The 14,822-nt window shown below is 67.3% G+C and carries 13 protein-coding genes; 7 read left to right on the forward strand and 6 right to left on the reverse strand.

Features of this window, described 5'->3' with window-relative positions:
* Positions 1–19: 19 nt before the first annotated feature.
* The 4 genes from FYM52_RS14110 to surE form a co-directional block, all read right to left on the reverse strand.
* Positions 20–1,033: an RluA family pseudouridine synthase gene (locus tag FYM52_RS14110; RefSeq protein WP_179954955.1), complete on the reverse strand. Its 1,014-nt coding sequence runs from the start codon at positions 1,031–1,033 to the stop codon at positions 20–22.
* 96 nt (positions 1,034–1,129) lie between these two features.
* Positions 1,130–1,993: a peptidoglycan DD-metalloendopeptidase family protein gene (locus FYM52_RS14115; RefSeq protein WP_043386556.1), complete on the reverse strand. Its 864-nt coding sequence runs from the start codon at positions 1,991–1,993 to the stop codon at positions 1,130–1,132.
* Positions 1,994–2,006: 13 nt separating this feature from the next.
* Positions 2,007–2,795, reverse strand: coding sequence for a protein-L-isoaspartate(D-aspartate) O-methyltransferase (locus tag FYM52_RS14120; protein ID WP_043386559.1), 789 nt, complete (start codon positions 2,793–2,795; stop codon positions 2,007–2,009).
* Positions 2,792–3,580 carry a 5'/3'-nucleotidase SurE gene (gene surE, locus FYM52_RS14125; protein ID WP_043386562.1) on the reverse strand — a complete coding sequence of 263 codons (789 nt, stop codon included), beginning with the start codon at positions 3,578–3,580 and terminating at the stop codon, positions 2,792–2,794. Before surE ends, FYM52_RS14120 begins: the two co-directional genes overlap by 4 nt.
* A 153-nt stretch (positions 3,581–3,733) precedes the next feature.
* On the opposite strand from surE, the gene FYM52_RS19190 reads away from it, so the two are divergent.
* The 5 genes from FYM52_RS19190 (at position 3,734) to FYM52_RS14150 (ending at position 11,090) form a co-directional block, all read left to right on the forward strand.
* The gene (locus FYM52_RS19190) at positions 3,734–5,269 is read left to right on the forward strand and encodes a GGDEF domain-containing protein (RefSeq protein WP_154164554.1); all 1,536 of its coding nucleotides are present in this window, start codon (positions 3,734–3,736) and stop codon (positions 5,267–5,269) included.
* 533 nt (positions 5,270–5,802) lie between these two features.
* The gene (gene gltS / locus FYM52_RS14135) at positions 5,803–7,041 is read left to right on the forward strand and encodes a sodium/glutamate symporter (protein ID WP_154164555.1); all 1,239 of its coding nucleotides are present in this window, start codon (positions 5,803–5,805) and stop codon (positions 7,039–7,041) included.
* A gap of 80 nt (positions 7,042–7,121) precedes the next feature.
* Positions 7,122–8,990, forward strand: coding sequence for a gamma-glutamyltransferase family protein (locus FYM52_RS14140; RefSeq protein WP_154164556.1), 1,869 nt, complete (start codon positions 7,122–7,124; stop codon positions 8,988–8,990).
* A gap of 69 nt (positions 8,991–9,059) precedes the next feature.
* Positions 9,060–10,658 (forward strand): phospholipase D family protein, encoded by a 1,599-nt coding sequence (locus FYM52_RS14145; protein ID WP_154164557.1) that lies wholly within the window; start codon positions 9,060–9,062, stop codon positions 10,656–10,658.
* A gap of 54 nt (positions 10,659–10,712) precedes the next feature.
* A complete protein-coding gene (locus FYM52_RS14150; RefSeq protein ID WP_154164558.1) occupies positions 10,713–11,090 on the forward strand; it encodes a helix-turn-helix domain-containing protein in 378 nt (125 codons plus the stop codon).
* 33 nt (positions 11,091–11,123) lie between these two features.
* On the opposite strand, the gene FYM52_RS14155 is transcribed toward FYM52_RS14150, so the two are convergent.
* The gene (locus tag FYM52_RS14155) at positions 11,124–12,119 is read right to left on the reverse strand and encodes a GlxA family transcriptional regulator (protein WP_154164559.1); all 996 of its coding nucleotides are present in this window, start codon (positions 12,117–12,119) and stop codon (positions 11,124–11,126) included.
* A gap of 192 nt (positions 12,120–12,311) precedes the next feature.
* Between FYM52_RS14155 and FYM52_RS14160 the strand changes: the two genes are divergently transcribed.
* Positions 12,312–13,109 (forward strand): hypothetical protein, encoded by a 798-nt coding sequence (locus tag FYM52_RS14160; RefSeq protein ID WP_234686608.1) that lies wholly within the window; start codon positions 12,312–12,314, stop codon positions 13,107–13,109.
* Positions 13,110–13,269: 160 nt separating this feature from the next.
* Entirely contained in the window at positions 13,270–14,379 is a 1,110-nt protein-coding gene (locus FYM52_RS14165; RefSeq protein WP_042415706.1) for an S-(hydroxymethyl)glutathione dehydrogenase/class III alcohol dehydrogenase, read from the forward strand.
* Between the two features lie 104 nt (positions 14,380–14,483).
* On the opposite strand, the gene FYM52_RS14170 is transcribed toward FYM52_RS14165, so the two are convergent.
* On the reverse strand, positions 14,484–14,822 hold a 339-nt coding region (locus tag FYM52_RS14170; protein WP_154164561.1), incomplete at its 5' end, for an isoprenylcysteine carboxylmethyltransferase family protein.

Raw genomic sequence — 14,822 nt, forward strand, 5'->3', positions numbered from 1 at the left:
CAGGCGCCCAGCTTCAGAATCAGGACGGATTGTAGCGCAGACCCAATTCTTCGATGGCCCGCAGGAAATCCGCAGGCGGCTCGGCCGCCAGCTCCAGGCTCGCGCCCGTGACCGGATGGGCGAATGACAGGCGAAACGCATGCAGTGCCTGCCGCAACATGCCACCGGCCTGCGCGCCCCCGTACAAGGCATCGGCCACCAAGGGGTGCCCCAAGGAAAGCATGTGCACACGGATCTGGTGGGTGCGCCCGGTGTGCAGCTTGCAATGCACCAGGCAATGCGCCTGCGTCGTATCCCAGCAGGTGATGTCGGTACGCGCTTCCTTGCCGGCATGCTGCGCCAGATCCACCACCGCCATGCGCAGGCGGTTGCGCGGATCGCGCCCGATCGGGGCATTCACCGCCTGCAGCTCCGGACCGCTCCAGCGCTTGTGCGCCAGGGCCAGATAGCGTCGGCTGACGTCGCGGCGCGCAATCAAGGCCACCAAAGCGTCCATGGTGGCTCGCGTCTTGGCCACGACCATCAGGCCGCTGGTGTCTTTGTCCAGACGGTGCACGATGCCGGCGCGCGGCACGGCCGCTGCTCCGGCATGGTGGGCCAGCAAACCGTTCAGCAAGGTGCCGCTCCAGTTCCCTGGCGCCGGGTGGACCACCAGGCCGGCCGGCTTGTTGACCACCAGCAGGTGCTCATCCTCGTAGACAACGTCCAGCGCCATCGCCTCCGCCCGGAAGGACTGGCTTTGCGCCGTAGGACGCATCTCCACCGCCAACACATCACCCAGCTTGACCTTGTGCGAGGCCTTGGTCACCCGGCGGTCGTTGACCTGCACGGCCTCCTGCGCCAGCAACTGCTGCAGGTAGCTGCGCGAGAACTCCGGCACCAGGTCCACCAGCGCCTTGTCCAGCCGGCTGCCGTGCTGCTCCAGGGTCACCTGCAGCACGCGCAGCTCCACCTCCGTCGTCGCGACCTCCACGTCGGCGGCATCGTCCTCAACGGACAGGTCATGATCGGGGGGCAAGGACGTTTCACTCACACCAGCTCCTGGGTCAAAAGATGTCAAAACAAAAATGCCCGGTGCGGGTTGCACCGGGCATTTGCACCAGAGATCCGACAGACCTCCGGCCACGCATCAACGTGCGGGCAGATAGCGCGAAGGGTCGACCGGCTTGCCTTGACGGCGTACCTCGAAGTGCAGCTTGACGCGGTCGGCATCGCTGTTGCCCATCTCCGCAATCTTCTGCCCCTTCTTCACATTCTGGTCTTCCTTGACCAGCAGCTTCTGGTTGTGGGCGTAGGCCGTCAGGTAGGTGTTGTTGTGCTTGAGGATGATCAGGTGCCCATAGCCGCGCAGGCCGGCCCCCGAATACACCACGCGGCCATCGGCGGCGGCCATCACGGGATCGCCAGCCTTGCCGGCAATATCCACCCCCTTGTTGGTCGACTCGTTGAAGCCGGCAATCACCGGACCCGCAGCGGGCCAGATGAAGCCCAAACCGCTGGCATCGCCACCCGCCGAACCATTCTTCGCCGCGTCGGACGGTGGGGTCGCCACGGGTGTGGGCGTTGGCGCAGGTGCGGGCGCTGCGCTGCCCGAGCTGCCGGCCGGCGGCAAGGGCGTAGCCTGCACCTTGGTGCTGGCCACGGGGCGGGCACCTTCGCCATCCGCGCCCCCTGGCGGCACCACGCGCACCACCTGCCCCACTTCGATCAGGTCGGGATTGGACAGATTGCTCCAGCGCGCAATGTCCTTCCAGCTTTGGCCGTGCTCCAGGCCGATCCGGATCAAGGTATCACCAGGCTGCACCGTGTAGTAACCCGGCTTGCCCGCATTCTCTGCACCAGGCAGCGTGGCAGGGTCAACGCGCGCAGCGGACCCACCGCCCCAGCCACCACGGTCTTCCACCGGAGCCTTGTTCACCTGAGCGCACCCCACCAGCAATCCGCCAACCACCAAGACCGCACCCCAAGAACCAAGACCTCGCGATAACAACATATTCATTTCCCTTTCAGGCAATCCCCGATTTTAGGGGGACAAAGTGCACTGCCTCGAGCACGGATTCCGTAAACCCGTGCAACGTTTTATCGATCACCAGCAGCACCTGCTGACCGGCATTTCTCACCATGGGCGCAACCAGACGCCCTCCCACAGCCAGCTGATCCAGCCATGCCTGGGGGACGGCATCGCCACCCGCGGCCGCAATGATGCCCGCGTAGGGCGCACCTTGCGCATACCCTTGCATTCCGTCACCAAACAAGAGGTGCACATTCCTGAGTCGCAGCGGCCGCAAATTGTTCCGCGCTTTTTCATGCAGGCCGCGCAGCCGCTCGATGGAATACACCTCGCGCGCCACGCGCCCCAGCACCGCAGCCTGGTAGCCGCAGCCGGTACCGATTTCCAGCACCCGCCCCAAGCCTCCGGGAGCACGCGCGCACTCGGCGCCCTCCAGCAGCTCGATCATGCGGGCCACCACGCTGGGCTTGGAGATGGTCTGCTGCAAGCCGATTGGCAAGCTGGTGTCTTCGTAAGCCTGGTTCACCAGGGCACTGTCCACAAACAGGTGCCGCTCCACGCCGCCCATGGCAGACAGCACCGCCTGCGACTGAATGCCCGAGGCCGCCAACCGCTGCACCATGCGCATGCGCACGGCCACCGAATCCAGCCCCCACCCCACGGGCGCCATCGCCGGGCGCTGGGCGGTGCCGGCCGCTACGGGCGTGCGCGCACCTGCTGCAGGTTTGGGCGCCGCGGAGGACGCAATCCATGCCGGAAAACCGGGTCGCTTGGGTTGGTTCATGCCGCGGCCCTCGCACCTGCGCTGCCATCCAGGCGGGAGGCCGTCTGCGCCCAATAGACCAAATGTTCGTGGTCTGTCAGGTCCACCTTCAGCGGCGTCATGGACACATGGCCCTGGGCGGTGGCATGGAAATCCGTCCCCTCCGCATCGTCCTTGGCCGCGCCTGCGCTGCCGATCCAGTACATGGTCTCTCCGCGCGGACTGACCTGGGTGATCACGGGCTCGGCCGAATGGCGGCGCCCCAGGCGACACAGCTTGACGCCCCCCATCTGCTCCAGCGGCAGATTGGGAATATTCACGTTGAGCAGCCAGGGGGCCTGGCCCACCAGTTGCTGCTGCAGCATCTGCTGCACGATCTGCTTGGCCTTCTGCGCGGCCGCCTGCAGCTCGACCCAGTCGCGTTGCACCTGGGAGAAGGCAATGGCGGGCACGCCAAACAGGTAGCCCTCCATCGCGGCGCCCACGGTGCCGGAGTAGATGGTGTCGTCGCCCATGTTGGCGCCGTTGTTGATGCCGGAGACCACCAGGTCCGGGCGGTAGCCCAGCAAGCCGGTCATGGCGATGTGCACGCAATCCGCGGGGGTTCCGTTGACATAGCGAAAACCATTCGCACCACGGTGCACGTACAGCGGAGAATGCAGTGTCAGCGCATTCGACTTGGCGCTGTTGTTGTGCTCGGGGGCGACGACCTCGGCTTCCACCCCCTCAATGGAAGTCAAGGCAGCGTGCAGCGCGACGATGCCGGGTGCCTGATAACCGTCGTCGTTGGAAATGAGAATCTTCATGGGCTCTAAACAGATTACACCGATTGTAGGTGGCATCCAGACAATCTCCAGCGGAGTATGAGGGCACACTTACGCACCCTCTGGGCCGCGCGACTGCCCCGAAATTCGGCACACTCCCGAAATCCCCCCCCCCCATAACTAGAAGGCATTGCTGTGGCCGCCCTCTCACCCGCTGAAATTGCACGCGACACCTTGAAGCTGCTGGCTTCGCGCCGGCTGCCCCCCACGCCGGAAAATTACCAGGCCATCTACGAAGAAGTCGCCGGCCTGCTGCCCAAGCTGCCCTTCCCCAAGCCACCGCTGCGCCGCATCGCCAGCATTTTGCCCACCCAGACCCCGGCGCAAAAACGCATCACCCACGAGTTTGCCGCAGCGGTGGAGGCCGAAGACTGGACCGGCCTGCAAAGCGCCATTGCCAGCTTCGCCAAGCTGGACCTGGGCAATTCCACCTTGCTGCCCCCGCCCGGCCCCGTGACCGAGACCGTGCACGTCCTGCCCCCGGCCCTGGCCGACCAGATGGCGCGCATGATGGAAAGCACCCTGGCCGTGCTGGGCGATGAAGACCAGCGCATGCACGAGCTGACCGACCAGCTGGCCACTTTTTTGCGCACCGCACCGCCGCCGCTGCCCGCACTGGAGCAAATGCTGCACAACTACAGCTACCGGCTGTCCTTCACCGCCGAAGACCAGGCGCAGCGCCGGCAGAGCATGTTGGCCATGCTGCGCATGGTGGCCGAGCACATTTCTGCCATCGCCGCGCAGGACCAGGCCCTGCAGCAACAGGCCCAGGCGCTGACGAGCGCCATGCAACAGCCCTGGTCCCTGGCACAGCTCGACACGATGCAGACGCACCTGAAGAACCTGCTGTTCCGCCACCTACAGATCGAAGGCGCCCGCAACGACGCCTACCAGCAGCTCAAGCAGCTGCTGGGCGAACACACCAGCCAACTGGCCAGCCTGGGCAAGCTCAGCGCCACCCACGCCGAGGCCTTGCAGGAATGCGCCCAGCAGATCCAGCAGACCCAGGACCTGGGCAGCCTGGCGCAGGTGCTGGAATCCGTGGTCCAGTCCGGCCATGCCCTGGCCACCGAAAACCGCATGGCCCAGGCCCAGTTGGAAGATCTGCGCGCCCAGGCCCTGGCCCAGGAGCGCAAGATTGCCGAGCTGACCGATATCCTGACCCAGTTCGAGAGCAGCACCCGCCACGACCCGCTGACGGGCGCCCTGAACCTGCAGGGCCTGCAGGAAACCCTGCAGGCGGAAGTGGCCCGCACCCAGCGCCATGCGCAGCATGTCAGCCTGGCCACGCTGCAGCTGGACCCGCTGGCGGCCACGGACCTGCCCAGCCAGGACTTGCCGCCGGCCGAGTTGGCTGCGCTGACCCATGTGGCGCGGCTGGTGCGCAGCACCCTGCGCCCGCAGGATGCCCTGGGGCGGGTGAACGACCTGCAGTTCGCCATCGTCTTTCCGGCCACCGACCCTGGTGATGCCGCCCAGGCGCTGGCACGCCTGCAGACCGAGCTGGCGCAGCGCCCGCTGCTGCATGCCGAGCACAAGCTGGGGCTGAGCTTCAGCGCCGGGCTGATCGCCGTGCGCAGCTCCGAGACCCCGGCCGAAGCCCTGGCACGAGCCACCCAGACCTGCGAACAGGCCCAGCGCATGGGGCGGGCCCGCGTGGCACTGTCTTAGGCGCCACAGGCGAAGGCGTGCCGCGTGCCGCCTTCAGCCCCAACCGCGGCATGGCATTGCACCACCATGGTGCGCAGCGTCCGCCAGCACCCACTGCGGCGCACAGCCTGCACCTGTGCGATCCACAGCCCATGGGCCACGCAGCGCCGCGGCGTCTGGCACAAGACTGCTATCACATTTCGCAGATAGCTCCCATCGCATTCCCAGAATACAAGAGGGAAAACCCGCCATCAGCAAGCGCTAACGCACATCTTGGTGCATAGTCCGCGCGCAGGACGTCCCTCCCCTTGCGGCGGGACAGTCACATCTCGAAAAGTCATAACTGGCTTTTCAAAATATTCAAAGACACTCGCCAGATAGCGCTTTATTCCTATGCGCCTCCAGCTATCCACTTGATAGCTGCAGATATATGCATTACGCATGACTGGCTCTCACACGTCTTTGACCGACCAACTTAAGCGCTTTTGGCCATGCCCCTGCTGCGGCCGGACATGGACCATCGCTTTGCCGCTTCTTGTGAAAGAGGACCCTTGATGCATGTGAATTTCAGTGCGTATTACACGCTCATCCTCGCCGTGCTGGTGCTGCTGCTGGGCAAGCTCCTGGTCTCGCGCATCCGCTTCCTGCGTGACTTCAACATTCCGGAACCCGTGGCCGGCGGCCTGGTGGTCGCCGCCGTGATCTATGTGCTGCACCTCACCCTGGGCTGGACATTCGGCTTCGAAAGCAGCCTGCAGACCGCGTTCATGCTGGTGTTCTTTTCCTCGATTGGCCTGAGCGCCAATTTCGCCAAGCTGCGCGAGGGGGGCTCGGGCTTGGTGCTGTTTCTGGGCGTGATCGCCGCCTTCATCCTGGTGCAGAACGCCGTCGGCGTTGGCCTGGCCAGCGCACTGGGTCTGGACCCGCTGATCGGTCTGGTGGCCGGCTCCATCACCCTGATCGGCGGCCACGGCACCGCCGGCGCCTGGGGCTCGGTGCTGCAAAACCAGTACGGCCTGAACGGCGCCACCACCCTGGGCATGGCCTGCGCCACCTTCGGCCTGGTGATCGGCGGAATTTTGGGCGGCCCCTTGGCCAAGCGCCTGGTTACCCAGCACCGGCTGGCCAAGTCCCGCAGCGATGCCGAACAGCTGAGCGAAGAAACCCCGGCCGTGTCCGAACACAGCCTGGTGGCCAACTTCGAATCGCCCAACAAGACCCCACGCCTGATCACGGCCGACGCCGCCATCGAGACCCTGGCCCTGTTTGCCGGCTGCCTGGCGTTTGCCGAATTCATGACTGGCGTGACCAAGGGCACGGCCATCCAGCTGCCCACTTTCGTCTGGGCACTGGGCGGTGGCGTCATCATCCGCAACTCGCTGGATTACATCTTTGGCTTCAAGGTGTTTGACCGCGCCATCGACGTGTTCGGCAACGCCGCGCTGTCGATCTATCTGGCGATTGCCCTGCTGTCGCTGAAGCTGTGGGAGCTGACCGATCTGGCCGCCCCCCTGATGGTCATCCTGGCCGCACAGACCGTGGTCATGGCGCTGTATGCCACCTTCGTCACCTTCCGCATCATGGGCAAGAACTACGATGCCGCCGTGCTGGCCGCCGGCCACTGCGGCTTCGGCATGGGGGCCACGCCCACGGCCGTGGCCAATATGCAGGCCATCACCAACCAGTACGGCCCTTCGCACAAGGCCTTCCTGATCGTGCCGCTGGTGGGGGCCTTCTTCATCGACATCATCAACGCCTTCCTGATCCAGGCCTTCATCAAGTTCATCCATTGAACTAGCTGAAACTGCCTACGCGGTGGCACGCGGGCTTGGGGCACACTGGGGTTTTTTCACGGACCCCAGGAGACCGCCCCATGCACGCACCTGCTCTCGCCCGCACCCCCAACACCCTGCGCCCAGCCCCTGTGCTGGGCGCTGTCGTTTTGACGGCCTTGCTGGCAGGCTGCGGCACCCCCACCCGCCCGACCGCAGGGCTGAACTACCAGATCCCCGCACAACCCGAAGGCAGCTCCGGCTACACCGAGAAACCCGGCTGGGCCACCGAGCAATTCGCCGTTGCCGCCGCCAACCCGCTGGCCACCGATGCCGGCTACCAGGTGCTCAAGGCCGGCGGCAGCGCCATCGATGCCGCAATTGCCGTGCAAATGGTGCTGGGCCTGGTCGAGCCCCAGTCCAGCGGCATCGGCGGCGGCGCTTTCCTGCTGCACGCCGCCGGCACCCAAGTGCTGGCCTATGACGGGCGCGAGACCGCCCCGGCCGCCGCCACCGAAAACCTGTTCCTGAAGGCCGACGGCCAGCCCATGGCCTTCCACGATGCCGTCGTCGGCGGCCGCTCGGTGGGCACACCCGGCGCTGTGCGCATGCTGGAGCTGGCCCACCGGGAACACGGCAAGCTGCCCTGGGCCAGCCTGCTGCAACCGGCCATCCAGCTGGCCGAGCAGGGCTTCAAGGTCAGCCCGCGCCTGCACACGCTGCTGCGCAGCGAGAAATTCCTGCCCAGCGACCCCGTCGCGCGCGCCTACTTCTATGGCGCCGACGGCCAGCCCCTGCCTGTGGGCACGCTGCTGAAGAACCCCGCATACGCCCAGGTGCTGCGCGCCATCGCCCAGCACGGCAGCCAGGCGCTGCACGAAGGGCCCGTGGCCCAGGCCATCGTCGACAAGGTGCGCAACCACCCCACCAACCCCGGCGTGCTGTCGCTGCAGGACCTGGCCGGCTACCAGCCCAAGAAGCGCCAGGCCCTGTGCCACGACTGGAACCTGCCCGCCAGCACGCCCGGTGGTGCCGCACGCAGCTACATCCTCTGCGGCTTTCCGCCACCCAGTTCGGGTGCCATCGCCGTGGGTCAGATCCTGGGCATCCTGGGCCACACGCCCGCCGCGCGCATGCCGCTGGGCAGTGACGGCCTGCCCAGCGCCGACTGGCTGCACTACTACACCGAGGCCGCACGCCTGGCCTTTGCCGACCGCGCCCTGTACGTGGCCGACCCCGACTTCGTCCAGCCCCCGGGCGGCAGCTGGCACAGCCTGCTGGACCACCGCTACCTGCAGGAGCGCGCCCGCCTGATCGGCGCGCAGAGCATGAAGGTGGCCAAGCCCGGCAACCCGGCCCAGTTCAAGGTCGGCCATGCGCCCATGCCCGAGCAGATCGAATACGGCACCAGCCACATCAGCATCGTCGATGCGTTTGGTAACGCCCTGGCCATGACCACCACCATCGAGGACCAGTTCGGCAGCCGCCAGATGGTCCAGGGCTTTCTGCTCAACAACGAGCTGACCGATTTCAGCATGGCCCCCCGGGCCGCCGACGGCCAGCCGATTGCCAACCGCGTGCAGCCCGGCAAGCGCCCGCGCTCGTCCATGGCCCCCACCCTGGTCTTCGACAAGGCCACGGGCCAGGTCATCATGAGCGCCGGCAGCCCCGGCGGGGCGCAGATCATCCACTACACGGCCAAGACGCTGCAGGGCGTGCTGGGCTGGGGTCTGACGCCGCAGCAGGCCATCAACCTGCCCAACTTCAGCAGCCTGAACGGCCCGACCTTGCTGGAGGCGAAGCGCTTCCCTGCCGCCACCGTGCAGGCCCTGCAGGCACGCGGCGCCGAAGTGAAGGAGCAGGACCTGACCAGCGGCCTGCAGGCCATCACGCGCGGCGAAGCCCACGGCAAGCGCTTCTGGTTTGGCGGCGCCGATCCGCGCCGCGAAGGCGTGGTGATGGGCGACTGATGCCGGTGCAGCCCACCGTTGTCCCAGCCTTTTTGGCCTGTAGCGCTTGTCCAGCCAGCGTTGAAAGCTATGTTTTTTAGCAAGACCACGCCCCAGCACCGGCGCCTGCCGTGGCTCGGGGCTGCCGTGCTGGCGGGCGGGCTGGGCGCCTGCAGCCTGCCCGCCCCCATCCAGCCGCCCCAGGCCACGCAGGCCATAGCCCCGGACGTGTCCGCACAGACGGCCCTGGGCCAGGCCCATGCGGCCCTGCGGCAGCAGGCGCAGGCCCCGGCCACGCACTCCGGGGTCTACGCCCTGGGCGATCCGCGCGAAGCCTTCGCCGCCCGCAGCCTGCTGGCCCGCGCCGCCCAGCACACGCTGGATGTGCAGTACTACATCTGGCGCCACGACAAGACCGGCCTGCTGCTGCTGCACGAGCTGCTGCTGGCCGCCGACCGCGGCGTGCGCGTGCGCCTGCTGCTGGACGACGGCGGCACCACCGGGCTGGACGACGCCCTGCAGGCCCTGCACAGCCACCCGAACGCCGAAGTGCGGCTGGTCAATCCCTTGCCCCTGCGCGGCTGGCTCAAGCCCCTGGGCTATGTCACAGACTTTCGCCGCACCCACCGGCGCATGCACAACAAGTCGTTCTCAGCGGACGGGCAGGCCAGCATCGTGGGCGGGCGCAATGTCGGCAACGAATACTTCGGCGCCACCGATGGCGTCGTGTTTGCCGACCTGGACGTGTTGGCCATCGGCCCGGCCGTGCTCGCCATCGAGCAGGACTTCGACCGCTACTGGAACCATGTCGCCGCCTACCCGGTCGACCAGGTGGTGCGCCCGGTCGCCCCGGGGGCACTCGAGGGTTTGCGCCGCAGCGGCCAGGCGCTGGTGCAGTCGCCCGCAGCCCAGGACTACCGCCAGGCGCTGGAAGCCACCCCCTTCGTGCAGCACCTGCTGCAGGCGCAATTGCCCATGGACTGGGCCGTGGCCCACCTGGTGAGCGACCCGCCCGAGAAGATCCAGGGCCAGGCCCCGAGCACCGCCCTCATCGGCGAGCAGTTGCGCCGCGCCATCGGCACACCCACGCAGTCGCTGGACCTGGTGTCGCCCTACTTCGTGCCCACGGCCGCTGGGGTGCAGGCCTTCGCCCAACTGCGCGCCCAGGGCCTGCGCGTGCGCATCCTGACCAACGCCCTGGAGGCGACCGACGTGGCCATCGTGCACTCGGGCTACGCCAAGTACCGCAAGCCCTTGCTGCAAGCCGGCATCGCGCTGTACGAGAAACGCGGCGCACCGCCGGACTATGCCGAGGACGGCGACCGGTTGCGCCTGCAGTTGGCGTCACTGGGCAGTTCCGGCAGCAGCCTGCATGCCAAGACCTTCGCGGTCGACGGGCAGCGGGCCTTTGTCGGCTCCTTCAACTTCGACCCGCGCTCGCTGCAGCTCAATACCGAGATGGGCCTGATGATCGAAAGCCCGCGCCTGGCGCAGCAGATCAGCCACAGCTTTGACCAGACCATCCCGGCCCTGGCCTACCGCGTCAGCCTGAACGCGCAGGGACAGCTGCGCTGGCACAGCGGCGTCGGCGATCCCGCGCCGGTGTACGACACCGAGCCCCAGAGCCGCTGGCACCAGCGCCTGTCGCTCTGGTTCCTGGGCCTGCTGCCGATCGAGTGGTTGCTGTGAAATTATTCATAGAGTTACCCCAACGCCCGACGAACGGTACTACCATCGGCCTCCATGCCCCGCCAGAACACCTGTCCCACCGACTTTCCGCCGTTCATCCTGTCGCAGATCGAGCAAGTGGCCCAGCAGATCGTCGCCACCCGCAAGGCGCGCGGGGAAACCCAGGCACAGTGGGCGCAGCAGCTGGGCATCTCCCAACCGACCATGGCCCGCCTGGAGCGCGGTGACCCGGCGATTGCCACGGCCACCTATGTGATGTGCCTGTGGCTGGTCAACCCGCAGCTGGATCTGCAGCAGCTGCTGCCCTCGGCGCTGCCCGCAGTCCCCCCGGCACAGGCGGCGGCCACCCCAGCGCCAGCACAGAGCCCGCCACCATCGGCCGCCGACGAGCTGGCCGATCTGCTGGCGTCCTGGAACACCCCCGCGCTCTGAGCCTGCACCACGCAAGCCCCGGGCGCCCGGAGCCTAATCCCCGAAGCGCTCGCGGTAGGCCACGGGCGTGATGCCCAGCCTTTTCTGGAACAGGTGGCGCAGGGCCTGCTCCGACCCCAGCCCCACCTTGGCCGCCACGGTCTTCAGGGGCAGATCGCCACGCGTCTCCAGCAACTGCTTGGCGCCTTCCAGGCGTGCGTTCTCGACAAAGGCGCTGGGCGTGACGCCGGTTTCCTGCTGGAACACGCGGCGAAAGTGCCGCTCGCTCATGGCGGCTTTGTCGGCCAGCAGCGCCTGCGGCATGGGCTGGTCCAGATGCGCCAGCACCCACTGCTGGACCAGGCGCACACCACTGTGCTGCACGGCCTGGCTGGCCAGCTGCACGCTGAACTGCGACTGCCCGCCGGGGCGCTTGAGGTACATCACCAGATCGCGCGCCACCTCCAGCGCCAGGGCGTGGCCAAAGTCCTGCTCCACCACGGCCAGGGCCAGATCGATCCCGGCCGTGACCCCGGCCGAGGTCCAGTACGGCCCCTCGCGCACATAGATGGCATCGGCATCCACCCGCACCTGGGGGTGGCGGCGCTGCAGCTCCTGCGCCACGCTCCAGTGCGTGGCCGCGCGGCGGCCGTTGAGCTGCCCGGCCTCGGCCAGGAAGAAGCTGCCGCTGCACAACGCAATGGTGCGTGCCACCTGGGGCGCCACACGCCCCACCCAGTCCACCAGCGGCGCGCTGGCCTGCAGCACCGTGGCGATGTGGCGCGCGCCCACCAGCAGCACGGTGCAGCCCGTGTCCTGCTCCACATCGGCCAGGGTGTGCGTGGCCTCCAGCGCCATCAGCGTGTCCGAGCGCACCAGCCCGCGCTGCGCGGCCACCACGCGCAGGGCATAGCCATCGGCCAGCCCCTTGGCACGCAGGTGCACGTTGGCGTACTCAAAGACCGACATCGGGCCGATGGCCTCCAGCGCCTTGAAGCCGGGGTAGACGACGATATCGACGCGGTGAGCGCCTGGGTGGCGGTGTTCCATATCAAAAAAAGTAGCTTTAAACACAGGTAAACAGAGGGCAACAGGCATTTTTGATTCAAAGCCGGCCACCGAGCTGCCGCCGACTATACGCAGGCCCATGCCTGCGCCCACGCGGCACGCCTGGCAACCATCGCTACAGTTGGGGCATCGCCGCCTGCACTGCCCACTCCCCGATCGATGATTCCCGGCCCTTTGTTTTCCTGGCCCCAACTGCTGCTCCTGCTGGCCCCGTGGGTGGCTGCGGCGCTGGGCGCCGGCTTGCTGCTGTACCGCCTGCGGTGGGGATGGCGCCACCGCCACCTGCCCGCTGCGCAGCGCCCCCGCTTCTGGCGGGCGGGGATCGTGGCGCTGTCGGTGCTGGCAACGGTTGGCTGCCTCTGGGGGCTGGTATTGGTACAGCACATCTGGCAGATCCAGCAGACGCTGGAGCAGCAGCACCGCTCCCGCCACAGCCGCCAGCACTTCGTGCTGCCGCAGGACTTTCAGTATGGCGAGCTGCGGATCCCCCAGGGCAGCCTGATCGACCGCTATGACCCGTTTGACAACGGGGAACCCCAACGACCGCTGAGCTTGCGCGGCTTGCGGGCCGTGCGCTTCCCCCACCCGGTGCAGGTGGCCGGCGCCTGGGCCACGGCAATGGAGACCAACCCCACCCGGTTGGAGCTGGCGCACGACCAGCAAATTCGCCCCGTCGCCCACTTCGACCGCCAGGCTGGCGATGGGTATGGCGCCTGGGTCCCAGACCCGGACCGACCCCATCTGGACTGCCAGCAGGGCGAATACGCCTGGTTCCACCGACCGCTGATCGACTACGACATCGAGGCCGAGTTCGGCCAACCCGAGCCCGACGGCCCCGCCGCGCGCTTCCGCCCCAGCCAGTGGGCGGTGACGCACTGCGAAAGCAGCTGGGGGCCCATCGAGCTTCAGCCGGCCGCCCCTGCCGATGCCACCCCAGTCTGGGGCGCGCTGCTACCGAACGCTACGCCCTAACAGCCACTGCCGCCCAGATGCCCACCTGCATCTGCGGCCAACACACCTGCACCTGCGGCCATGGCCCGCCACCGCGGCCCGGCATGCTCTACAGTCAGGCACTTGCACCGCGAAGCCGTCCCGCGCCTCGCCTTCCCACGCCTTCAACAGAAAGACCATCATGAAATCCCGCGCCGCCGTGGCCTTTAAGGCCGGAGAACCCCTGCAAATCGTCGAAATCGACGTGGCACCGCCCCAGAAGGGCGAAGTGCTGATCAAGATCACCGACACCGGCGTCTGCCACACCGATGCCTTCACGCTCTCCGGTGAAGACCCCGAAGGCCTGTTCCCCGTGGTGCTGGGCCACGAAGGTGCCGGCATCGTGGTGGAAGTGGGCGAAGGCGTGACCAGCGTCAAGCCGGGTGACCATGTGATCCCGCTGTACACCGCCGAATGCGGCGAATGCCTGTTCTGCAAGAGCGGCAAGACCAACCTGTGCGTGGCCGTGCGCGCCACGCAGGGCAAGGGCGTGATGCCCGACGGTACCACCCGCTTTTCCTACAACGGCCAGCCCATCTACCACTACATGGGCTGCTCCACCTTCAGCGAATACACCGTGGTGGCCGAGGTCTCGCTCGCCAAGATCAACCCCGAGGCCAACCCCGAGCAGGTCTGCCTGCTGGGCTGCGGCGTGACCACCGGTCTGGGCGCCGTCAAGAACACCGCCAAGGTCCAGGAAGGCGACACCGTCGCCGTGTTCGGCCTGGGCGGCATCGGCCTGGCCGTGATCCAGGGTGCCAAGCTGGCCAAGGCCGGCCGCATCATCGCCATCGACACCAACCCCAGCAAGTTCGACCTGGCCAAGACCTTCGGCGCCACGGACTGCATCAACCCCAAGGACTTCGACAAGCCGATCCAGCAGGTCATCGTCGAGATGACGACCTGGGGCGTGGACCACTCGTTCGAGTGCATCGGCAACACCCAGGTCATGCGTGCCGCGCTGGAATGCGCGCACCGCGGCTGGGGCCAGTCGGTCATCATCGGCGTGGCCGGCGCGGGCCAGGAAATCTCCACCCGCCCCTTCCAGCTGGTGACCGGCCGCAAGTGGCTGGGCACGGCCTTCGGCGGCGTCAAGGGGCGCAGCGAGCTGCCTGGCATGGTGGAAGACGCCATGGCTGGCAAGATCCAGCTCGAACCGTTCGTGACCCACACCATGGGCCTGGACCAGATCAACGAAGCGTTTGATCTGATGCACGAGGGCAAGTCCATCCGCTCGGTGGTCAAGTACTGACCCGGCCAGCGTTGATGCCCCCCGCCACGGTGTTGCCACCGTGGCTTTTTTTATGGCCGGGTGGCTGCAGCGTCCTGGGCGCGCACGCCGAGCGCCAGCCCGGCTTACAGCCAGCGCCGCACTTGCTGCAGATAGCGGGTGTAGGGTACGCCGAACTTCTGCGCCAGCATGCGCTCTTCCGGCACGATCTGGAAGCGGTTCATGTACAGCACAAACGCCGGCAGCACCAGCAGCGCCCCGGCATGGCCCAGCCACAGGCCCCAGCCCAGCAGCGCCAGGGCAAAGCCCAGGTACATGGGGTTGCGGCTGTGGGCATAGATGCCCGTGGTCACCACGCTGGACGAGGCCTGCGGCGTGGTCGGGTTCACCGTCGTGGCCGCGCGGCGAAAGGCCAGCACCCCGGCCAGCGCCACGCCCGCCCCCAGCGCGATGGGCAGCGCCCC

This window comes from Comamonas sp. CAH-2, from assembly GCF_009668305.1.
In the GTDB taxonomy this organism is placed as follows: domain Bacteria; phylum Pseudomonadota; class Gammaproteobacteria; order Burkholderiales; family Burkholderiaceae_C; genus Comamonas; species Comamonas aquatica.

Excerpts from the sequence above, each read along its gene's own strand:
- FYM52_RS14115 (WP_043386556.1), bottom strand. The coding sequence starts at position 1,993 with ATGTTGTTATCGCGAGGTCTTGGTTCTTGGGGTGCGGTCTTGGTGGTT.
- FYM52_RS14120 (WP_043386559.1), bottom strand. The coding sequence starts at position 2,795 with ATGAACCAACCCAAGCGACCCGGTTTTCCGGCATGGATTGCGTCCTCC.
- surE (WP_043386562.1), bottom strand. The coding sequence starts at position 3,580 with ATGAAGATTCTCATTTCCAACGACGACGGTTATCAGGCACCCGGCATC.
- gltS (WP_154164555.1), top strand. The coding sequence starts at position 5,803 with ATGCATGTGAATTTCAGTGCGTATTACACGCTCATCCTCGCCGTGCTG.
- FYM52_RS14140 (WP_154164556.1), top strand. The coding sequence starts at position 7,122 with ATGCACGCACCTGCTCTCGCCCGCACCCCCAACACCCTGCGCCCAGCC.
- FYM52_RS14145 (WP_154164557.1), top strand. The coding sequence starts at position 9,060 with ATGTTTTTTAGCAAGACCACGCCCCAGCACCGGCGCCTGCCGTGGCTC.
- FYM52_RS14150 (WP_154164558.1), top strand. The coding sequence starts at position 10,713 with ATGCCCCGCCAGAACACCTGTCCCACCGACTTTCCGCCGTTCATCCTG.
- FYM52_RS14155 (WP_154164559.1), bottom strand. The coding sequence starts at position 12,119 with ATGGAACACCGCCACCCAGGCGCTCACCGCGTCGATATCGTCGTCTAC.
- FYM52_RS14165 (WP_042415706.1), top strand. The coding sequence starts at position 13,270 with ATGAAATCCCGCGCCGCCGTGGCCTTTAAGGCCGGAGAACCCCTGCAA.